Raw genomic sequence first — 21987 nt, forward strand, 5'->3', positions numbered from 1 at the left:
TTCTCCTTCAATATGTTACTTATTGCTGCGCGCTGCGATTGCCGTGTTCATTTCCTCTACTGCTTTTTTATCCAACGTATACTGTGTACCAAAAAGAATCGCCCCTGCGGAAGTCAGGATAATCGGAAGTATCAGTACGCAGAGGATAATTCCTGTATTGATACTCTCCGGCTGGACAGCCGAGCCGGTAACAAAACCTGTAGCTGCCAATACATACCCCGGAATCGCTCCTCCGATTCCCTGCGCCACTTTTGTAATAAAAGATGTAAACGATGCGATTGCCGCTTCTGCACGTTTTCCGGTTTTATACTGCACGTAAGTAGTATTATCTGCCTGTATACTGGTTGTCAGCGGTACTATACATCCGCCTGCCACACCTCCTGCCACTGTACTAATATAGATCAAAAGCATAGATCTCACATCAATCAAACGCAGTGCGGTAAACAGGATGGATACGACGATTGCCATTACATAAATCTTTTTCTTTCCAAACCGGTTTGCCAGAATTGGTCCAAGGAAAATTCCCACCAGAGCAGTTATCATTGAAACAAGTGACACCCCTGACATAAGCGTCATATCACCCATTATATATGTGTAAAAATAAGCGCCGGCTCCTCCTGCTATATTACTGCCCACCCCGGCTACCAGTGCCATTACAAACATTGCCCAGACAGGTTTATACCGCATAAACTGTAACAATTCCCTGAATGTATAACTTTCTTCTTTTTTTCCTTCAAAAGCTACTCTTTCCTTTACACAAAGAGCCCCTGCAATAGATAAAACCAACACCATGGCCATGGAACCGAAAATTAACACGTAATAGTTCTGTAACGTTCCTTCCGCCACAAGAATCGGTGCTGCCACAGCCAGTACCGCGCCACCTATCATTGTTCCCAACGCGTTGAAAAGTGACAAACTGTTTCTCTCCTTGTCATCCGCGCTCATGACCGGGAGCAGACTGTTCTTGGAGATATCCATAATATCAAACGTCCAGCCCAGCAGCAGATACGTCACATACACAATCACATATTTTCCGACCGGAATCCAGACTGCGCCAAACCACAGTAAAATATAATTTATAACACAGATGATTGTTCCCAGAATAATCATAGGGCGAAATTTTCCCATTTTTGTGACTGGAAATTTGTCCAGCAAATATCCCATAATCGGGTCGCTGATTCCATCCACCACCTTGGATATTAAAAACAGGGTCGCCAGTGCTGCCGGTTCCAGACCAACCACAGTCGTATAGTAAATCATAAAGAATCCTGACAATAATCCCATCAGTGGAATATTTCCCGCACATACCATGAATAAGCCCATTTTTTCCACGATACTAACCTTTTGTTCTTTACTCTTCCCACTCATTTGTTCTCTCCTCCTTAAAATTGTGATAATGCTGTATTCAACATCTCTGCCTGTCCTTCATCCATCGGTCCGGAAAACATCTCCGCCACCTGCCGAAACGACAATCCATAGACCGCATCCGGTATCATATCCACCTCGGTCATCGTCGACAAAAATGCCCGTATCTGCGGATGGTTCAGCAAATCCTCCAGCTTTGACTCCACGCTGTATATTTTCTTTAACTTCTCAGTTGCCTCATATACGACTTCATAGTTTCCTGCAGTGATATAACAAATACCGTTCACCACTGTTGCGAATAGTGGATTTGTCTTATCTTCAAACAGAATCTCCGGAGCATGCGGCAATCGCACCTCGCCTTCTCCACCAAACGGAATCGTAATTTTGATTCTAATCCTGTTATCCTCCATAATTTCCCAGCCGCACTCATACCGTCCGCTTGCCGAGTCATACACGGTCTTTACCTGTCTCAGGTCATAATGGACATTCGGACAAATTGCAACCCTTCTGCCTCCCGGAGATTCTTCCAAAAGATGGATTCCTCCCACATGGCGGAACATCCATTCCAGAATCGCCCCGTAAGAATAATGGTTGAGACTGTTCATTCCGGTACTGGATATCTTACCGTCTTCATCCAGTGAATTCCATCGCTCCCAGACTGTGGTGGCTCCCAGTTTCACTTCGTGCAGCCACCCCGGATACTCCTCGTTCAAAAGCAGGCGGTAGGCGGTATCCGTCATTCCGTTATCGGTCAACACATTACACAAAAGAGAGGTTCCCACAAATCCGGTATTCAATTTGTTTCTGCTCTCGCGGAAAAGTTTCTTTAACATCTCTCTGGTCAGCTCTTCGTCCTCTGACAAATGATATTTCAAAGCCAGCAGAAGTCCCGTCTGTGTCTTTACCGCGCATCTTCCGGTCGGGGTAAAATATTCTTCTTTTACCACACGCCATTGTTTTTCGGCGATTTCCCGATATTGTTTTTCCTCTTCCTTTCGCCCGAGAACCGCCGCTGCCTTCGCTATAAGCTCCGCGCTTGCCGCATAATAAATATCCGCAATATAGCCTTCATCGGTCGCTCCGTATACATTTCCCGCCGCGGCTCCCACCCGGTCAAGCGCCAGCCAGTCTCCGTAATGGAAGGAATGTCTCCATCCGTGGTGCTCTCCGTCCACCTTACGGATATAGTCCACCCAAGCCTTCATACTGTCAAACTGCTGTTCCAATATGGCAGCATCCCCGCTGAACAGATAGACATTCCACGGAACGATACAGGCCGCATCGCCCCATGCACAGGAACATTTCGACGGACCGAAGGTCGGCACCACCTCCGGAACCATCCCTCCGGCAATCAGCTGTTCCTTATACAAATCGTACAGATATTTTCTGTAAAATGCATAGGTATCCGCCAGATAACATGCCGTACCCGAAAACACCTGTGTGTCGCCTGTCCATCCCATGCGCTCATCTCTCTGCGGACAGTCTGTCGGCACATCTAAGAAGTTATCCTTCATGCCCCATTCCACATTGGAAATCAACTGATTTACCAGTTCATTTCCTGTCTGTATACTGCCGGTACCTTCGTAATCACTGTAGAGTGTCATTCCCGTAAAATCTTCACAGGAGAGATTGGTTACCCCGCTGATTTTTACATACCGGTATCCGTAAAATGTAAAATGTGGGATAATGTCTTTTTCTTCTCCGTCAGAGATATACACATATTCTGATAAAGCGGTTCTTAAGTTTTCGTTATAAAAGCATCCGTCCTGCAGGATTTCGCCTGTCTGGATTCTGATCTCCTTACCTTTCGGCTCATGGACATGTAGTTTGAAAATCCCGGTAATCTCCTGTCCCAAGTCAAACACCCACTCATCCTTCGGGGTGTGGATCAGTTCCTTCGGTGTGAACTGCTCATGCGCTGTCACCGGCAGGGACAGCCGCTCCGTCAGATGACCCTTCGGTGCATCTGCAAGCTGCGCGCTGACAGGTGCGACAGGTTCCAGCGTATCATCCCGTTTCTCTCCGTCATAAATATTGGAAAAAAACAGATTGCTTCTTGTCACTTCCCATGTGTCATCCGTGCCGATTATCTCTTGTGTGCCATCCTCATATTCCAGATGCACCTCTGCCAGCAGTTTCCACTCGTCGCCGTAAAATCCTTTCTGTTCTGTCTGATTGAACCCGAACCTCCCTTTGTACCAGCCATTCCCCAAAAGAACGGACAACACACCTTCGCGCTGCATCTGCGCGGTCACATCATACGTCTGATACTGTAACCACTGATTGTAGTTATTGCAGTACGGGGTCAGATACTCCTCACCGATTTTTGCGGATTGAGGAATGTCTGTTTGGTCTTTGTCTCCATCCGTAAAATATGCCTCATAAAGACCCAGTCCACAGATATAAAGACGGGCTTTTTTCACCTTCTTCCGGAGAGTGATCTGCTTTGAAAAAATCGGATGGCGCGCCTCCCTGCTGTCGCAGGTAATCCATTTCCCCGCCCATGGCTCGTCCCTCTTTGCCGTCTCAAAGAACTGTACTTCGGACTCCAGCACTTCGTCTGCGTCCGTAGTAACGATTACCTTCCAGTAATATCTGGTACAAGGCTCCAGATTCATCTCCGCTTTTACAGCCAGACTGTCGAGCTTTGCCTCCCCGGTGTCCCAAAGAACATCCGCGAAGGTTTCATCCTTTGCCACAAGGATTCTGGCACATCTCTGGTTCTTTCCCCTGCAGTCTCTGACCTTCCACGAAAAAACCACCGGATTCAGTAAAAATCCCACCGGATTCGTGATATGATTTGTTTTTGCTGCGTAAATCTGATTCATATTGCCGTTTTCCAAGCTCCTTCCTTTTTTCATTGTGTCCACTGTAATTTGAGTATAATGGATTTCCCAAATAAAATCATTTACGGTATTTAATCATTTTACCTACCAAACTTAAGATTTATATTGATACATCCGCAAATGTTTTCTATAATGATAAAAATGCAAAGTGCCAAAGAGCATACCTTTGCATTTGCATGAAAGCCATGACTTTGAAACCTGAAAAACATGCGAAGGTAGCCGATGAAGGCGGATTTTTAAATATTTTTAAAAATATGGGAGGATATACCAATGTTGACGGATTCCGGACTGGATACTTATCTGCGAAAACACACTGCACAGGAAGAACAGAATCTCTTGGGAGCTACCAATGATTATCCCGGTATCGAGACAATCACTACGGCGTCGGGGGAACTCTGCTACTGTTTCACGCCTACCCCGCTCAGTATGCAGATGGCGCTCTCGGAGAACAAGGTTCTGGCCAATTACCAAAATTTTGCAGTCATCAAGCAGGACCGCTTTGAGACGGTTCCCCTGCATATTCACAAATGGCTGGAGCTTTGCTATGTCTATTCTGGTAGCTGTACATTTACGCTCAATGACGTATCCCTCACTTTATCTGCCGGAGAGATTCTTTTAATCAGCCCGAATACGCCTCACCGCACGACAAAATGTAATGAAGAAGATATTATGATTAATTTTTTGATTACCAAAAAATATTTAAACAACTTCTTTGAGAAACACGCAAAAAAGAATTTTATCACGCAATTTCTCATTGAGGCGCTCAACAGCCAGTCCCGACGGGATAACTATATCCTGTTTTCCGCCCAAAAAAGAAACCGGCTGACATTATTTGCCAACCAGTTTCTGTGTGAATTCTACTCGCCCTCCGTTACGTCCGTCGCCATCCTTGACGCACAGATGACTTTATTGATTTGCGAGTTAATCAATTACTTCCAGCACAACATGGCGCTGGCAAGCCTCTCTTCCTCCAACCATATTTACTCCATCCTGCGTTATATAGAAACCAACTGCGCAGACTGTACGCTGGAATCGACCGCGGCTTTCTTCCATATGCATCCGAACTATCTCTCTTCGTATATCAAAAAGCATACAAACTATACATATAAACAACTCATCCAGAACCAGCGGTTATCACAGGCCGCCATGCTGCTGCGTACCACCACGCTGCCGACCTGCGACATCAGCATTGCCGTGGGATATGAGAATACTGGGTTCTTCTTCAAAAAATTTGAAGAAAAATACGGATGCACGCCAAAGGAATACCGCTGCCGGCAAACCATGTGATTCGCCATTGTCCGGATTATAACTTATTGATGTCGCTCTGTGTCACCATCACAATCTCATTTTCACAAAGCAATTCCGCGATTTTCGCTCTTTCCATCTCATCGGATTTCAGCCGCAGCACCATAAGCGCCTTGTTTCCGATAATGTAATTGAGTGAATACATGTACTCAATCGAAATATTATTTTCTTCGATAACCGCAAGCGCTTTGTCAAGACCTGCCGGCTGGTTCGGCACCGCAATACAGATGACATGATTCGTTTTTGCCATTAACAGTGCCTGACACCACTGTGGTCAACTTAATCCACAAAGCTTGATTTTAAAGGGCACTGAAAAAGTCTGATTCTAAAAAAAGAATTATCTGTACCCTAAATATTCCAAGAGGCCTTCACACCCCGCCACAATATCGCGATATGTTGCTTCAAAGTCTCCCGTATACCATGGATCTGCCACATCATTTGCTTCCTTTAAACACTGATTATTCTTATAATCTGCAAAAGAAAGCATTTTATAAATTTTTTCACCGTTCACTGCATTCCCTGCAATCCGCTTCATATTACGGATATTTGCAGAATCCATTCCAATCAGATAGTCATAATACTCGTAATCCTTTTGTGTCATCTGACGTGCACGATGGGGCACAACTGGGATTCCCACCTGCGCAAGTTTCGCGCGCGTACCATAATGTGGTGCATTGCCTATCTCTTCTCGGCTGGTAGCCGCCGAATCTATTTCAAATTGTGATACTACGCCAAGCTTGTCTACCATGTCGGTAAAAACACTCTCGGCCATTGTGCTGCGGCAGATGTTGCCGTGGCAGATGAATAGTACTTTTATCATTGTTTTGTTTCTCCTTGAATTGCCCTGGAATGCCCTTGTTTTGCGAGGGTTTCCGGGGGTATTGTGATATGCTCTGAAATTACAGGTTATGGCAAATCAGAGCAGAATTGAGCATGTTGTTACTACCTGTTAGTAGTAAAATTGGTAGTAAAATGGAAAGAGTTACTACTAAAGGTTTTGCCGTTCCTTCTGCATCTGCTCAAATACTTCATCCCATTCTTTCTCGTCACGCCACTCATCATTTTCTGATATTACTGCTTTTCCGTCATCATTATACTTGGTGTTATCTGATGCCATTTTATAAGATTTTTCACTGTATTGAGTCATTATCTGTTTCTCCTTTTTGTCCTAGTATGCCTTAGTTCCTAATATTTCGTGGTAATCTTGGTTTTGCTCTAAAGTTACAAATTGCGGCAGATAAGGGCAGAATTGAGCAAGTTTTTACTACTTGTTAGTGTTAGTTGTAAAGTTGGTAGTAAAAAAAGAAGGGGCTACTAACACAGTTAGAAAATGAATTTGCTTATGTAATTCACTACAATACCTAAAACAGTTCCAATAACAACTGTTCCCACTATAAAATTTCTTTTAGAAGCATTTTTCTCCTCAATAAGTGCATTCTGCCCTATTTTAAATTCGATACACGGAAATAAATTTCTTTTAATTCGTGTAAATACTGGAAATACTACAATGCTGAAACTTCCCACTATCCATATACCAGTTATCATCCATTGTATAGTCCCAGGAAAAATTATGTTTTTTATATCCGTGTACACACAAATACATATAAACACAATTGTTAGTAGCATAGGCATGATTGGCAATCTAGATAAAATTCGATAACTCAATTTAAAATTATTTAAACATAGTTCTATCTTGTTTTTAAGTAATAAATAGTCATCTCCGTTGTCAAACCGAAATCTCAATTCTGTTAACGGCTTATCTCCATTATCAAAAGATAATTTTATCTGGTTACTATTATATTCCGTTCCAAACATCACTGAAATTTCCATTTTTATTATCCGATAAGGTTTCTTATCAAAAAACTCAAAACACTCATCAACATTATCGAATACATAACTTGCATTGTTATTACACCCTACACGAATTTCCAAAACCGATTTTTCACTATATTGTTCAAATATATCTTTTAAACTTAACAGTAGTTGTTTATCAATCTTGTAGCCAACAGAATATCTATGTATTTGAAATATTTCTTCTTTCATAAGGCAACATCTCCCATTTAATACTTTTTTATATATTTTACCATTAAAATTGCTATTTTTCCACAAAAAGCGCCCCAGCCTAAGCCGGAGCGTCATCTCTTTTCCATATTAAACTACTTTGAACATTTTCTGCGACATTAGTTTCTCTTTCTTCTGCTCAACCTCCGCCTGTGCCTTCCTAAACTCTTCCATTCGTTTCAATTCTTCCTCAGCGTCATCGAATCCGATATGCGTGTACACATTCATTGTGACTGATATATCCGAATGCCCCATGAGGTACTGCAACGTCTTAGGATTCATTCCCGATTTTGCCATATTCGAACAATAGGTGTGTCGGCATACATGAGGTGTAATATTTGGCATCTGTACTCGGTAAATGTCATTGTATCTGCCGACCATACGATTAAAGCGGTGTTGCCAATGCATTGCAACAAGTGGCATTCCATTATCATCGTAAAATAGAAATCCACTATATCCATCTATGGTTTTCTCCACTTTCGGTGCATTTCTGTCCTCGATGATTGCCTGAAACATCTGTGCCACATCCTCTGTGATTGGCAATACTCTTGTTCCGGCATCCGTCTTTGTAGTTTCTATTTCTTCCCGGGCTTCTCCAGCAAATGTCTTTCCTTTCTCCGGCACATGCAAGCCCTGTTCCCTGCTCTGTTCGTTGCACCGTTCCTTTAAGTCTTTAAGGTCGTGCTTACTCCATTGGAGCTTATGACCGTTCTCATAATTTACGGAATTGACTATAAAGTGCGTATGTATATGCCCCTTGTCTATATGCGTGGCTATCAGAACTTCATGCCCTTTCCATGCCTTTGTATGCTCCGCCAGCTCGATAGCGTTCTTGTGAGCCTGCTCCGGGGTTATTTCCTCGTCCTCATGGTAGGACTGCACATAATGCTTATAGGTTCTTCCGTCTGTCTTGCCCCACAGCTCCTTTGTGGCTTGCATTTCTTCCTTGACTGTCTCCGGCTCACAATGCAGACCACTGACAAGCTTCTCCTCTGTCTTTTCTTTTTTCGTCACATAATCTATGGCGTGCCCTATGCCCGCCTTTGAAGATACCGCCTTAATGACTGCCATACTTTGTTCAGCTCCTCTCCATGCTTCCGCACTTCCGCTTCACTCGGCAACATTCCCCCCTCATTACACCGCTTTGCTATTTGGTTGAGGTTGTTCCCTATCCGTTTCAGTTCCGGGATAAGTTCCTTGATACCGTCCGTATTCACAATCTGCTTCTCCAGCACACAGGAAAGGATATACTCCTGCTGGTTCTTTCCGCTCTTTGAAATCTTCTCCTGTAACTGCTGGTATTCTTCTTCACTTACTCGGAATGATAACTGCTTAGGTCTGCTTTTATTCGCCATTATTCTTCCTCCAAATAAATGCACAACTCGACTTTATACATTCCACCGCCAATGATATTAAAATGGTCTACTTGCTTGTTTGCTATCTTCTTGAATGTATCAGATGCAAGAATATCCTCTTGTGCTGCTTCCTCGAAGTACGTCTTTACATATCCATGCTTTTCATGGTCGTATGGTTCTTGCTGGATTGATACGCAAGCCACACCGCCCTCATGCAATTTCAAAAAATTTCTTACTGTCACTTTTGTTTCCCTCCTGTTAATCAATTTCGGACAACTGTACTAACATGCTATCGCCGGTCTTGTCCGTTACCTTTATCGCATTTGCTCCGTCAAATTCCCACTTTACAGAACCTTCAACAAAATGGCTATCAATCCATTTCTGAATTTTCTTGGCTCTGATTTCTTTGTATTCCGCTATTGTTTTTGCTCCGCTGATTTTCATTTGCGACCTCACTTTCTTCGGTGCTACCACCGTCACATTATGAGCCTTTCGGCTCTGCTTCAAGGGGGATTGAAGGGGGGCTTGCCACCCTCACAAGTTCTAAAGTGGTAACACTTTAGGGAACTTGCAATATATCCGCTACACATATTATAGTATGGTGGTAGCACTTTTGTCAAGCGGATATATTCGTACGTATATTCTGCCAAGAATATAGTGAAGCTTACTTCCTCTTGGGCGGCTTTGGAAGTGTAGGAGGGAGACAGTCAAGGGCTTGTTTTTTATCTGCAATATGAGCTTCGGCTTGCCGATCAGCGAATGCAGCAGATAAAAAATGGTCGCAGACCACCCTTTACTTTCTTCCGCCGGAACGGACAATGAAGCACAGGGGGAAGTAACGGAACGGACGGACAGCCGTTTTCCCCTCCAGCATGATTGCCAACAAAAAAGAGTATCAAGGGTAAACGCTGCGGTCTATGACCGCCCTTGACACTCTTTTCCTTATGGCTTTGATGATAAACAAGGGGAAATGGCTTCTTGTGGCATTTCTGCCCCTGTGATATAATATCTAGCGTTGTCGCGCCCATTCTGGCAACAGAAAGGGGGTGTGTCTACGTGTCAGAAATTATATCTTTTCTTGTTTCCGTACTGGCAAGTGTAGTTGGCTACTATATTTGCAAATGGTTAGACGGAGATAGGAAACATATAAATATCAATATGCTGAATAAATAATTAAAAAAAAAAAAATTGTATAAAATACACAAAAATAAAAATTGCGGAGAAAATAGAGTGATACGTATAAAAAATATAATAATTGCGTAAACTTGATTTGCCTGAGAGCATATGCTATAATGGCAATAGCTAAGAAAAGATATAATGTGTCACGTAGACACAAAACGAACCCCCAGTAGCAGCCACTACTGGGGGTTCTTCTCATTTTACGGTTGAGCCTCCGTTAGGTTAGTTGTCGCTGTTATATCTAATAATTTATCTCCATTCCCTTTAGTAACGTGTAACTTTCCAAATTTACAAAAGCGACTCATAGAATTATTTCCTCCCGTTAAATAATAGATAACTATTAAAAATAGACAATACTTGCTCATAAGTAATGGTACTTAAATTGTTTACTTTGGCGTGTTTCATTGCTTGATGAAATTGATTTTTAGTAAACAGTTGACGATATTCTCGATTGACCCATTTTGAAACAAAGTACGTATATAGCTTCCAATATTTATCTGGAACATCTGTGGTATGGCGGGTAAGTTTTATTAAGACACTGTTTACTTTTGGTTTAGGATGAAAGCATTCCGCTGGCAGCTTAAGCAATTGCTGAATCGAGACTTGAGTGTGCAAGAGCAACCCTAGTGTTCGGTGAATATCCAAGGTACGCTTGTAGAATCCTTCTTCAACAATCAGATAGATGTCAGACGCACGGCTTTCAAAAACCACTTTTTTAATAATTTGTGTGCTTAAATGGTAAGGAATATTCCCAACAATTTTATACCTCTGTTTGTTAGGGAATTGAAACTGTAGAATATCTTGGTGAATTAAAGTGACACGAGTATTCAGTTTTAATTTTTCTGACGATAAGTTGAATAGATGACTGTCTAATTCAATAGACGTTACCTGTTTACTTATTTTAGCCAGTTTCGTCGTTAAATGCCCTTTACCTGTTCCAATTTCGTAAACGGTATCGGTTTCTTTTAAATTCAATTGTTTTATTATTTGGTTGAGTACTTTTTCACTCGTTAAAAAGTTTTGAGAATATTTTATATTTTTGTTCATGTAATCACTCCTGAAGTGATTACATCTGTAAATAAATACAGAAGTTAAACGATTTGTTTGTAATTTTAGTTATCTGTTTAAAAAGTCATAAGATTAGTCACTGGTAGGAATTAATCTAACGTATTTATTTATCTGCGTAATCACTGTTTTTAGTCTGTTTCAAAACAGTAGATGTTTTATCTACATTACGCATTTGGAATACCAACATGACGAATCCCTCCTTCTTAATTACAAATTTTTAGCATCTAATTTAACTTCAATTCCTATTATACAAAATTTTAGAGACCGTTTCAAGTTTTGTGTAAACGTTAAAAACTGATATAAGATTTGTGAATAGTTACAATGGGCAGAGCCGATTTTCCGGATTCTGCCCATATCTGCATTATACAGTAGTTTTTAGGCATGTCAATAAAACCTGCCTAAAATTGACTGCTTTACAGGTTCCGCCCTGCCAGACGTTCTTCAAAATAAATTTCAAGCTGGGAATGGATCTGTCCCCAGTCCTGCCTGTGTCCGGTCCATTTTTTCGTGATATCCATGGTTGCCAGATACAGCATTTTCAAAAGGCTGTCATCCGACGGAAATACCGCCTTGCTTTTAGTCACTTTCCGGAGCTGGCGGTTGAATCCTTCAATGGCATTTGTGGTATAAATCAGCCGTCTTACTGCCTCCGGATATTTGAAATAAGTGGACAGGGTTGCCCAATTATCATGCCAGGATTTATAGATTTTTGGGTACTTGGAATCCCATTTATCCTTGAACAGTTCCAGTTCATTTAAAGCGGTTTCTTCCGTCGGAGCTGCATATACAAGCTTCAGATCAGCCATCAGTTTTTTGATGTCTTTGTATGAAACAAACTTCGTTGAATTACGGATCTGATGGATGATACACTGCTGAATCTCTGTTTTTGGATAAACAGCCTCGATTGCCTGTGGAAATCCATTTAAACCATCAACGCATGCAATCAGGATATCCTCAACGCCTCTGTTTTTTAATCCATAATCAATCAACCTTACGAAAAAAACATAATAAAATTTTTATGTTGAATATTGTTATTCCATATGGATCTGCGTTTCTTTTAGGAACGTCTCTTGCAACACTATTTATAAAAAAAATATTGCCTATTAGCATCATTATTGGAATAATAACCTTGGCTTTAATATATTTGATAAATTATCTTTTTTTATCAAAATTCCTTCATTTTTCCTCAAATCTTCAGCAATAGACAATAGGGAAAAAGGAGTTATTAAATAACTCCTTTTTCCCTATATATTTTCATTGTTTATATCTTTCCACCACTTATAAACGGTATGCTTTGCAAGTCCTGTCTCTCGGATGCAGTCCGCTTTCTTTCCTGTCGGGTGGCTCTCCTGCCATTCTCTGACTGTCCGCTCTGCTGTTGGTCTGCCCTCTTTTACTACTTCGCCTATAACTTTCATATCCTCTTTTTTTCGCCTTGCAAGATATAAATGAGCCTCTTGTTTTCTGTAATTTCGCTTATTTGCTGGTATCGTAACCTTTGTGTTGTCCTCTATCCATTCCCGGCTTGCTATCGTTGACAGCCTTTTTCTGTCCCCTTTCAATGCCCGGAGAGCGTCTTTTACATCTGCCCGGCTGAAATGGTTGTCCTCGTCCTCGGTAAGGCTCTCTAAATGGTCCAGGAACGCATAGGCGTCTCTCCGTATCTTCGATATACCGCATATCTGATGTTCTCTGCAACTGATGGTCGATATTCACAGTTCTGTTCTCAAAATCAATATCCTTTAGTGTCAGTCCACAAAATTCCGATATTCGCATTCCCGTATGAAAGAGTATGTACACCACTTCATAGTATTTACAGTACACCACATCGTCATGCACAAACTTTAGAAACTTCCGCATATTTCTGCCTTCTGTCATCAAAATGCACCGGAAGTTTTGTAATATCACACTGACCAATAATATGAATCCCTTTGCCACTTGGAGATACTTCTGCATAGGAAGAAAACCGAGATAACATAAGCCGTGCAAATGGATCTGAAATATCCTTATGGTCTATATCTAATAAGAAGAAGCCTTTCGGAATCTTCAAGCCAAGCCCCGATGCCTGAAACTGATTTCTGGCTGATTCTGCATCATCAAAAGATACCCATGTACCCTTATGTGCATCATCTGTTCCTGTAGCTCCTCCGTTTGCTGCGAATGGAACTTTGGTAACTTTCCCATTCCTGCCGGGTTTTGCTGACCATAAAAACCACAGCTTTTTATCCTTTAATTCATCCACTGTCATATCTCCCATCCTGTTCACCTCCTTCTTCTTGATTCTCCTGTTATTTATTTAAGGAACTTCTGACAAGCCATTCTTTATAGGCTTCAATCGGAATTAAGATTCTTGCTCCGATTCTGATAGTTGGAAATCCCGGTTCCTTTACAAGCTCATATGCTTTCGGAAGCGAAATCCCCATCTGTGCAGACAATTCCTGAACACTCATGGTTGTCTTTTCCATTACGATTCCTCCAATCTTAGTTATTTTTGTGTCCGTCTCATCACAATGCAGTTTCGATACAACCGCTCTTGGCAGGTTACCAGTCCCGGCAGTTAGCACCGACTTACGAAGTGGGAACGGGATGAAGTTTTCAAGGTGCGATTTCAAAAATCTGTTGTACTGTTTTGTAAAGATTTTTGTTGTTTTCAAGAGTATTTTAGTATATAATGTAACCGAAGTCCAAAAACTGACGGTAACGATAACAGTTACAGATTAACGATAGGTTTGTGAGGTGAGAAGATGCCATTTAATCGGAACGGAGACTATATTCCGTCTAAGGCAGATAAGACAACCGACATATTGGGTTCAAAAGAAATAGGTGGTATCGGACAACTCATATACCACCCATTCAAATTTGCAAGTTATGATATCAGTTATGACGGAAAAGATTACTGTGCCTATCCCGTATGCAAGAAGGGGCAAGAGCCAATATTTCCTAATAATGATACTCTGACAGGTAAAGGAATCCTTGTAACCCTGTGTAATCTTGCAAAGGTAATAGACAGTTTTGAGAACAAGATTCCTAAGGAACAACTTATAGTCCGATGGTGCATGGAAAATATGCACCCTTACAGTATTGACTTTATCTACTCAGAACTTGTAGAAAATTTTGATATCAATACCATTGACGCAGAAATGGTCGAGCATGATGGCATCTTTAAGATTGACAGGTTTATGGATGATTTAGGAAAGCTTTATAATGCCGTCCGATTCTATGTTGCACTTGAAGGAATCCTCTTTGCCGAAGATGATATAGCATATAATCTTTATGGAGAAGGAAAATATTTTGAAGGTTACTCCTATTTTGAGAAATACAAACATGCAGTTCCCGAAGTTCCGGATGATATAGTAGGTGAACCAACCCCCCCGCAAGAACTGTTAGAAAGCATGATGCGTACTAATCAGTACATAGAAGATCATCCTGTAGAACAACCACCGGAAGGTTCGTTTGATTTTAATAATAATCACTATGATGATTATGACGAACTTCGGAAAACGCTTGCAGACTTTATTCCGGAATTCAATATGAAATTAAAACTAAATTCTGCTACTGGAAAATACGAATTTTCTGCTGATATTGATTCTGTGTTTGATATAGCATGGTACACTCTCGCAAGAATGATTTCAGAAGATCCAACTCTTGAAAACAGAGCCAATAATGATTCAAGACCAGAAGGCATTATGATATGCTGCCGTAACTGTGGCAAATTTATAATAAGGAAAAGTAACAGACAGGAATTTTGTGATTCTGAAGAATGTCAGAAAGTCAGAAATGCTCGAAAGCAGAAAGCCTATCGAGAACGAAAAGCATCTGAAAAGGCCCATTTGGCACAGAAAAAGAGACAAAAATCAAAACAATCTGACACAAGACCAGATTAATGTGCATTATTCTCTATAAGTTATTTGTATGTGGTTATAGAGAATTATAAGAAAATAGCCTTTTATCTTGGCTGGCGGAATACCCCCTATGCAATTTCGCGGAAATATGCGTTTGAGGTGGCATCGGTCTCCGGGCAAAAGATAACAGAGATAATTACTCCCCCATGGGGATAAAGGAGGATAAGAAAAATGGCAGATTTAGAAATACAAGAGAAAGACGGAAAAATATACTGTCCTTTAAAAAAAGCATGGCATGTTTCAACTCCAGAGGAGCGTGTTCGCCAATATTATATTACTATTCTGGCAAATAAGTACGGTTATTCGCTTGAACAAATGGAACAAGAATTGAAGGTAAATAATTCAAAGCGAGGTCAAGGTAAAGCTCGTGCAGATATTGTTATTTGGAAAAGTGAACAGGACAAAATTGACAGAAAGGCTGCTTTTATTGTTGTTGAATGTAAGGCAGAAAATGTTAAAGTTAGAGTCGAGGACTATTACCAAGGATTCAATTATGCATCATGGGCTCATGCGGATTTTTTTGTTACCACCAATGAAAAAGAAACAAAGTATTTCAATGTAGACCCTGCTTATCTTCCACAGAAACTTGAAGAAGTTGTTGCTATACCTACTGCAAAAGAAGTTAACGATGCAGTGAGAATTGAGCAGATAAAAAATCAAACAAAATTATTTACACGTGATGAATTCACCAAAACATTACGTGCTTGCCATAATATTATACGTAATAACGATAAATTATCCCCTGAAGCAGCATTTGATGAAATAAGTAAACTGCTTTTTATGAAGATTAGATTTGAGCGCGATAACAAGGGTATGAAAGTTTTTACTAAGCAAGAATATATTGATGCTGCTCAAAATCACGAAAAAAATGTACGTCCAGGATTAAAGGGAACTGATTTATATTCTCTTTCCTATATGCAGTTTTTGTTTAGAACAACAAAAGAGTTCTTCAAAGATGATAAGTTATTTGATGATAAGGACGAAATTAATATTAGAGAAAACAGTTTTATTCAAATACTTGAGAAGTTAGAAGCATTTAATTTATCTGATACTCAAGACGATGTTAAAGGTATCGCATTTGAAGAATTTCTCGGTACAACATTCAGAGGGGAATTGGGACAATTCTTCACTCCTCGTACTGTAGTTGATTTCATGACAGAAATACTTGACCCCCAGGAAGGTGAGGTTATATGTGACCCCACCTGCGGTTCTGGTGGATTTCTTATAAAAGCCTTCGAATATGTAAGAGAAAAAATAGAATCAGACGTTCGATTTCATAAAGATGCACTAAGAATGGAAATGGAAGGCGATGACTATGACAGTCTTTCTGAAGATGAACAGATAAAAATTAGCCAAGCTATCGATGATATGCAGGCTGCATTAAATACTGAACTCGATACAAGTGTTGAAGGAAGCAGAATGTATCAACTTTCAAGGAACTGCATATATGGTACGGACGCGAATCCACGAATGGCACGTACTTCTAAAATGAATATGATTATGCACGGTGACGGTCATGGTGGGGTACACCATCACGATGGATTACTTAATGTTAATGGTATTTTTGAAGAACGTTTTGACGTAATTCTAACAAATCCCCCATTCGGCCAGAACATTGACAGAAATCAACTTGTATCCGAAGCTGATAAATTTACTAACGAAGAAATGAAAAAAAAATATCAAGGAAAATATGGTAGTGCCTATGACGAAGCATTAAGACAAGTTGAAGATCACATAGGAGAATCTTTACTTTCTTTATATGATTTAGGCTCATCCTCTACTCTTACAGAAGTTTTATTTATGGAACGATGCTTACGACTCCTAAAAAAAGGTGGACGCATGGGCATGGTTCTTCCAGAAGGTGTATTAAATAATAAAAATCTTCAATCCGTACGTGAATATTTTGAAGGTAGAGCAAAAATTATTCTTATTTGTTCAATCCCACAAGACGTATTCATCGCTGCAGGAGCAACAGTTAAACCTAGTCTTGTGTTTATGAAGAAATTTACTACTGAAGAAGAGAAGCAGTATGCAAAATGCAAGGAGGAGGCAATTAATGAAGTTACTGCACTTCATCAATCTGAAATAGATGCACTTGAAAATAAAATTTCAAAATGTGATACACTTGTAGAATCCTTAAAAGATGATTTGAAAGATGCCCGAGAAAGACTTAAGAAAGCTAAAAAGGCTAATACTAACATATCAGCTATTGAAAAAGAAATAGTCACTATTCAACAGGAGCAAAGAGACAATAAGGAAAATCGAAAGAAAGCAATAAAGGAACTTGAAGAACTTCATAAGATCATCGCAGAAGAAGTTAAGCCGGTTATAAAGAAGAAATTTGATTATGAAATTCCTATTGCCAAAATAGATGATGCTGGAATCACAACTACGGGAGCTGCATCTGACGAGAACCAACTACCTACGTTAGTTACTGAGTATAGAGAATATTGTTCAGATAAACAGTTATGGGATACTAAGATTGTTAATTTTTCATATGTAAAAAAAGTTGATGGCTTTTATAGAGTCGAAGCTAATAGGGAGGTGAATTTAAATGGATGAGTCACCTTCTCTTTTGAAAACAATGCATTTTCGAAAACTAGATAAATGGTATGTTGAGTTTTATCTTAATTCTAAAGAATTAGACTCAAAATACACAATGGAAAAAATCAGCACACTTATATCCCCTATAAAAAGACGCATTAAGAAAAAAGACTATGATGGCAAATTGCCTGTGGTCTCAAAAATAGTATTTAAAACGGGTACTATCGTTTTCAGAAAAGAAAATAAAACAGGGATGGATTTATTGCAAGTTAAGCAGGGAGATTTACTAGTATCAAGTATCAATTTTCACCAGGGTGCTGTTGCCTTAAATACAATTGGAGATTTCGTATGCTCTACGCATTATCAAACATTTACCATTGACGAAAGCAAAGTTATTCCAGAATATTTATTACGAGTATTACGATCTGATTCTTTTCTATCAATGGTTTCTGGATTAAAAGCAAATGGCATCAAAAATGAATCTGGATATGATTTCATTGGAAGCTTTGAAATCCCATTGCCATCTCTGCCTGAGCAAAAAGAAATACTTAAGGATTACCACCATGCCTTAGATGAATCAGAAAAAAATGTACAAGCTGGTGATAATTTTGGGGCAAGCCTTCTTTATGATATTCAATCAAGGGTGTCAGATTTAAAGATAAGTGATTTAAAGTTTAAAGCATCTTCTTCAATTATGCAAACTATTCCTTTTTCGTCAACAAGACGATGGGAAGTTGGATATATTCTCAAAGAAGGACGTCTAGAAAGAATTTACAACAGTTTTAAATTCACGGAATATAGCATCTCAGAGTTACAAACAAAATCCTTGTTTGGTTTATCTGTAAAAGCCTCCGTAAAACAAAAAAAAGACATGATTCCAGTTTTGAGAATGTCTAATATAATAAATGGAGATTTAGATTTTTCAGAATTAAAGTATTTACCTAAAAAATGTGTTGGAACGAGCAAAGAACCGGATAAATGGTTACTCAAAGATGGTGATTTTCTGATTACAAGAACAAATGGAAGCAAAGATTTGGTAGGGAAGTCGGCTGTTTTTCATGAAACAGAAATGTATACCTATGCTTCATATTTAATCCGCTATCGTTTTGAACCAAGTATTGTTATTCCTGAATATGTGAATATTCTTTTTATGACACCTCTCGTCAGAGAACAAATTGCAGTAATGAGAAGACAAGGTGGTGGGCAATATAATCTGAACAGCGATGAAATTGGTGCTATTCGCATTCCAGTTCCTTCAATACCTGAACAGCAAACCATAATTAATTTCTATAACGCTACAAAAGATGGTTCAAATAAATTCTACGAGGAAGCAAAAGAATTAAAGGATAAAGCAAAATTAGATTTTGAGCAAACTATCTTCTCTTTATAATAGTTACTCTATATGAAAAAGCCGCAATTCTGTGACTTGAAACAATTGTGGCTATTAACATTCATATACTATTCCTTAGTAGTCCCTTACTACTAAGGAATCCTCCCAACACCTTTTCCTTTATCCCACTTCCAGCCATGAGCCTTAGTAGTCTAAACCGTAGTAATTCCAAGGCTTTCCGCCCTATTATGCCGTACTCTGTCCCAGTCTGCGAAGGTATGCATTATCATAAAACTGGAGTGCCATGGCAGATGAAAAGTATTTTTATCATTGTCTGATGCTTTATGTAAAAATGATATGAAAGTCATCTTTTTATCGATAAAACTTCCTGCAATAGCAACACCTTTTCCCATGATAAACGCAGCAGCAACGGTTCCTATACCAAGTCCCAAAATCCTGCCCAGTGCAAAATAGGTCAGACACGCCGTAACAAGCAGACAAGTAACATCAAAAGTTATCTTTACCCTTGCATATGGCTTTTGGATGATCTCTGCCAAATCTCTCGGAAACAGATCTGTTGGTATGATTGGAAGTTTACATCTGTTTGACAATGCTATGCCGATGCAAAGTATCGATTGTAGTCCCATTTGTTTAGGATGGCAAGACAAAATCCTCCTCATGCGAATATTTTCCTAAATGCCGTTCAGAATCAATCCTTACCTCTCCACTTCATGCTTCCGGCTCAGTTCCTCTTTCAACTTCTTCCATTCCGCGCCCACCAGCGGATAGGCTTTCATGGCAATGGCAGAAATGATAAAGAGCAATGCCGGCAGCGCCATCCAGGCAACCTTAACACCAAACTTTGCCATAGCATCCTGCGCCCCTGCCTTGACGGCATTGTCATAGCCAAACCATCCAATGATCATGACAAATGCTGCATTTGCAAAACTGATCGCCGGTTTCGTGATCAGACTATTCACACCTGCATACATGCCCTCTCTACGAAATCCGGTCTTGGCTTCATCATAATCAATCACTTCGCCGTTCATCAGCGGCACCAGATACATACCACCGGAAAAGCCCAAACCAATAATAAAGAAAGCGATCATGGCAGGAATGACATATTGTCCGGCAAAAATAACCAAGGTTGCACCTGCCGCAAAGGCAACACTCATCACGATAATACACTTGGCAACACCGATCTTTCCCATGCTCTTGATCCAAAGAATGATGCCGCACACCGCACCAACGCCAAGACTGGCATAAGCCAAAGGCATCGGAACCGTGAACTCATCAAAATAATAGACCACGCCCTGCATCAAAATGGTCTGCACAAAAATAACCGTAAAACTAATGACTTCATACACCAGAAATGCCCTGTTTTTAAAGCACTGACAGATAGACTCCCAGAGTCCCGGTGCTTCCTCAGCATCAGACGTATATTTTTCTTTATAAAAAAATGTGGAAAAAAAGATTACCAGAGTCGTAACCACGCCAAGCATGATCATAATGGTCTGAAAACGACTTGCGCTCTCTCCTACATCCGGTCTGACCAGAGGAAAGAGTACCAGCGGTGCTGCCAGCGACAAGAGCGTAAAGAAGATCTTCCAGACAAAGATCCCACTCCTTGCCTGATTACTCTCTGCCATTGTATAAGGAAGCACATACAAAGAAGTTGCGATTGCCGTATAAAACGTATCAAAAAAGAAAAGTGATACTAACATCTGCACAAAGAGAGCCGTCTGGCTGCCGCCCAGAGGCCACAAGAACCAACTTAAGATAAAGATCACGCCATAGAGTAGCGCACCATAACGGATATAAGGGATCCGTCGTCCCAATTTTGATTTCGTCCGGTCCGAAATATAGCCAAATAAAGGATCATTCAAAGCATTCCAGACAGCGAAGATCATCCAGACGATACTTGCCAGTCCCTCATCCAATCCCAGATATTTGGTATAAAAATAGGTCATGCCTCCCCCTGTGATCAGACCGGACAGTGTTCCACACAAACAGTCTGCACTGCACAACCAAAACTTACTGCTTACGCTTACCTTCTCTTCTTTCATCATTTTACCCCCATTTTCTTACAATACCTTTGCTACAAAATCTCTCAAAATGTCCTCATAACGTTCTACATCGGAATCCAGTGACTGCGCATGATCCGCTTTTGGAAATGTATGTAGTTCACTATAGCCTTTATTTATCTTATACATTCTTTGACTCTGGCTGCACGGAATGAAATTATCATCTTCCCCATGGATAAAACAAACCGGAATCTCATTGTCATACAAGGACTCCTCCGGACTGACTTTTGCCAAAGAAAATCCATACAAGATCCTGCACACCCAGGATGCCGGATAAGCAAAAAACCCCGGCAAATGAAAGATTTCTTTGACCTTTCCACACAAGACCTCCAACAATCTGCCGTAACCGCAGTCCGCTACCAAAAACTTAACTTTCGGCTTGTACTGCAAAGCCATAAGACTCAACCCTGAGCCCATAGATTCGCCATGCAGCCCCAAAAGAATGTCATCCCCAAACCGCTTGTAAGTATCATCGATCATTGCTAAAAGATCTTTGGACTCACGGATGCCAAACATGCAGCGACACCTCTTGTTCTCGCCATGCCCCCTGTCATCATAGATAATGCAGTTGAATCCCAACTTCTGGAATAGATAGACATACTTATAAGATCCATATCTGGTATAAGTATAGCCATGACTGATAATCACAAATTTTTTCGACTGCGGGTCTGTCTCAATATACTCCGCATGCAAGACATAATCATCATAAGACCGTACCGTGTAGGTTTCTTTTGCCGGAAAATCCATCCCCTTTAAATATGGCTTTCCCAGTTCAATTTTCCTGGTTTCTTCCAGACCAAACCTTTTCGGAAAAACTGCATAGGTACAAAGACCGACAGACACCAAAAACAGCAGTACGACCAGCACGATCACAATGATAAGTAAGATATGTAATGCCCCCATTTTACCCCCTCCTTCTCGTAAAGCGGCATATTCTTTCGTCTATTC

22 protein-coding genes and 2 pseudogenes are annotated in these 21987 nt (G+C 40.4%); 4 read left to right on the forward strand and 20 right to left on the reverse strand.

The features are described 5' to 3' along the window. Positions 1–15: 15 nt before the first annotated feature. Together H8R94_RS01950 and H8R94_RS01955 are read right to left on the reverse strand one after the other, a co-directional pair. A complete protein-coding gene (locus H8R94_RS01950; protein ID WP_118281033.1) occupies positions 16–1368 on the reverse strand; it encodes an MFS transporter in 1353 nt (450 codons plus the stop codon). Between the two features lie 14 nt (positions 1369–1382). After that, positions 1383–4193: an alpha-L-rhamnosidase gene (locus tag H8R94_RS01955; RefSeq protein ID WP_186853727.1), complete on the reverse strand. Its 2811-nt coding sequence runs from the start codon at positions 4191–4193 to the stop codon at positions 1383–1385. 288 nt (positions 4194–4481) lie between these two features. Here H8R94_RS01955 and H8R94_RS01960 point away from each other — a divergent pair, with 288 nt between their 5' ends. Beyond that, on the forward strand, positions 4482–5498 hold the full coding sequence (locus H8R94_RS01960) for an AraC family transcriptional regulator (protein ID WP_186853728.1): 1017 nt from the start codon (positions 4482–4484) through the stop codon (positions 5496–5498). A gap of 16 nt (positions 5499–5514) precedes the next feature. Here the strand turns inward: H8R94_RS01960 and H8R94_RS01965 are convergent, their stop codons facing one another. From H8R94_RS01965 to H8R94_RS02045, 15 genes and pseudogenes are all read right to left on the reverse strand, one after another. Next, positions 5515–5766 (reverse strand): ACT domain-containing protein, encoded by a 252-nt coding sequence (locus H8R94_RS01965; protein ID WP_118281031.1) that lies wholly within the window; start codon positions 5764–5766, stop codon positions 5515–5517. A gap of 87 nt (positions 5767–5853) precedes the next feature. Then, entirely contained in the window at positions 5854–6336 is a 483-nt protein-coding gene (locus tag H8R94_RS01970; protein WP_186853729.1) for a low molecular weight protein-tyrosine-phosphatase, read from the reverse strand. Positions 6337–6504: 168 nt separating this feature from the next. After that, on the reverse strand, positions 6505–6663 hold the full coding sequence (locus H8R94_RS01975; protein ID WP_182397037.1) for a hypothetical protein: 159 nt from the start codon (positions 6661–6663) through the stop codon (positions 6505–6507). Positions 6664–6839: 176 nt separating this feature from the next. Beyond that, positions 6840–7559: a hypothetical protein gene (locus H8R94_RS01980; protein ID WP_186853730.1), complete on the reverse strand. Its 720-nt coding sequence runs from the start codon at positions 7557–7559 to the stop codon at positions 6840–6842. Positions 7560–7667: 108 nt separating this feature from the next. Beyond that, positions 7668–8648 (reverse strand): relaxase/mobilization nuclease domain-containing protein, encoded by a 981-nt coding sequence (locus H8R94_RS12100; RefSeq protein WP_243238431.1) that lies wholly within the window; start codon positions 8646–8648, stop codon positions 7668–7670. Then, the gene (locus H8R94_RS01995; RefSeq protein ID WP_055228723.1) at positions 8609–8932 is read right to left on the reverse strand and encodes a MobC family plasmid mobilization relaxosome protein; all 324 of its coding nucleotides are present in this window, start codon (positions 8930–8932) and stop codon (positions 8609–8611) included. The genes H8R94_RS12100 and H8R94_RS01995 overlap by 40 nt, the downstream gene beginning before the upstream one ends. Further along, positions 8932–9174 carry a hypothetical protein gene (locus tag H8R94_RS02000; RefSeq protein WP_055228721.1) on the reverse strand — a complete coding sequence of 81 codons (243 nt, stop codon included), beginning with the start codon at positions 9172–9174 and terminating at the stop codon, positions 8932–8934. The genes H8R94_RS01995 and H8R94_RS02000 overlap by 1 nt, the downstream gene beginning before the upstream one ends. A gap of 16 nt (positions 9175–9190) precedes the next feature. Further along, on the reverse strand, positions 9191–9376 hold the full coding sequence (locus tag H8R94_RS02005; RefSeq protein ID WP_055228720.1) for a hypothetical protein: 186 nt from the start codon (positions 9374–9376) through the stop codon (positions 9191–9193). Positions 9377–10420: 1044 nt separating this feature from the next. Continuing rightward, entirely contained in the window at positions 10421–11158 is a 738-nt protein-coding gene (gene erm(B) / locus H8R94_RS02015; RefSeq protein ID WP_001038795.1) for a 23S rRNA (adenine(2058)-N(6))-methyltransferase Erm(B), read from the reverse strand. Between the two features lie 124 nt (positions 11159–11282). Further along, a complete protein-coding gene (locus H8R94_RS02020; RefSeq protein WP_001814874.1) occupies positions 11283–11366 on the reverse strand; it encodes a 23S rRNA methyltransferase attenuation leader peptide in 84 nt (27 codons plus the stop codon). A gap of 226 nt (positions 11367–11592) precedes the next feature. Continuing rightward, a pseudogene (locus H8R94_RS02025) lies at positions 11593–12153 on the reverse strand (IS256 family transposase); the annotation flags it as partial. Positions 12154–12423: 270 nt separating this feature from the next. After that, a complete protein-coding gene (locus H8R94_RS12105) occupies positions 12424–12597 on the reverse strand; it encodes a hypothetical protein (RefSeq protein ID WP_243238432.1) in 174 nt (57 codons plus the stop codon). A 235-nt stretch (positions 12598–12832) separates the two neighbouring features. Further along, positions 12833–13039, reverse strand: a pseudogene (locus H8R94_RS12410) (tyrosine-type recombinase/integrase); the annotation flags it as partial. Next, positions 13011–13436, reverse strand: coding sequence for a hypothetical protein (locus H8R94_RS02040; RefSeq protein ID WP_186853731.1), 426 nt, complete (start codon positions 13434–13436; stop codon positions 13011–13013). The pseudogene H8R94_RS12410 and the gene H8R94_RS02040, both read right to left, overlap by 29 nt. A gap of 31 nt (positions 13437–13467) precedes the next feature. Continuing rightward, on the reverse strand, positions 13468–13644 hold the full coding sequence (locus H8R94_RS02045) for an excisionase family DNA-binding protein (protein ID WP_186853732.1): 177 nt from the start codon (positions 13642–13644) through the stop codon (positions 13468–13470). A gap of 279 nt (positions 13645–13923) precedes the next feature. On the opposite strand from H8R94_RS02045, the gene H8R94_RS02050 reads away from it, so the two are divergent. The 3 genes from H8R94_RS02050 (at position 13924) to H8R94_RS02060 (ending at position 19015) form a co-directional block, all read left to right on the forward strand. Next, a complete protein-coding gene (locus tag H8R94_RS02050) occupies positions 13924–15063 on the forward strand; it encodes a hypothetical protein (protein ID WP_186853733.1) in 1140 nt (379 codons plus the stop codon). 189 nt (positions 15064–15252) lie between these two features. After that, a complete protein-coding gene (locus tag H8R94_RS02055) occupies positions 15253–17643 on the forward strand; it encodes an N-6 DNA methylase (protein ID WP_186853734.1) in 2391 nt (796 codons plus the stop codon). Continuing rightward, a complete protein-coding gene (locus tag H8R94_RS02060) occupies positions 17636–19015 on the forward strand; it encodes a restriction endonuclease subunit S (RefSeq protein WP_186853735.1) in 1380 nt (459 codons plus the stop codon). Before H8R94_RS02055 ends, H8R94_RS02060 begins: the two co-directional genes overlap by 8 nt. 152 nt (positions 19016–19167) lie before the next feature. On the opposite strand, the gene H8R94_RS12325 is transcribed toward H8R94_RS02060, so the two are convergent. From H8R94_RS12325 to H8R94_RS02075, 3 genes are read right to left on the reverse strand one after another with little or no spacing between them, the layout of a single operon-like run. Then, the gene (locus H8R94_RS12325) at positions 19168–19635 is read right to left on the reverse strand and encodes a DUF6198 family protein (RefSeq protein ID WP_330592960.1); all 468 of its coding nucleotides are present in this window, start codon (positions 19633–19635) and stop codon (positions 19168–19170) included. 36 nt (positions 19636–19671) lie between these two features. Next, positions 19672–21021 (reverse strand): MFS transporter, encoded by a 1350-nt coding sequence (locus H8R94_RS02070; RefSeq protein ID WP_158573028.1) that lies wholly within the window; start codon positions 21019–21021, stop codon positions 19672–19674. An 18-nt stretch (positions 21022–21039) separates the two neighbouring features. Continuing rightward, entirely contained in the window at positions 21040–21942 is a 903-nt protein-coding gene (locus tag H8R94_RS02075) for an alpha/beta hydrolase (protein ID WP_186853736.1), read from the reverse strand. Between the last annotated feature and the right edge of the window lie 45 nt (positions 21943–21987).

The sequence above is a fragment of the Roseburia lenta genome (assembly GCF_014287435.1).
Taxonomy (GTDB): domain Bacteria; phylum Bacillota; class Clostridia; order Lachnospirales; family Lachnospiraceae; genus Pararoseburia; species Pararoseburia lenta.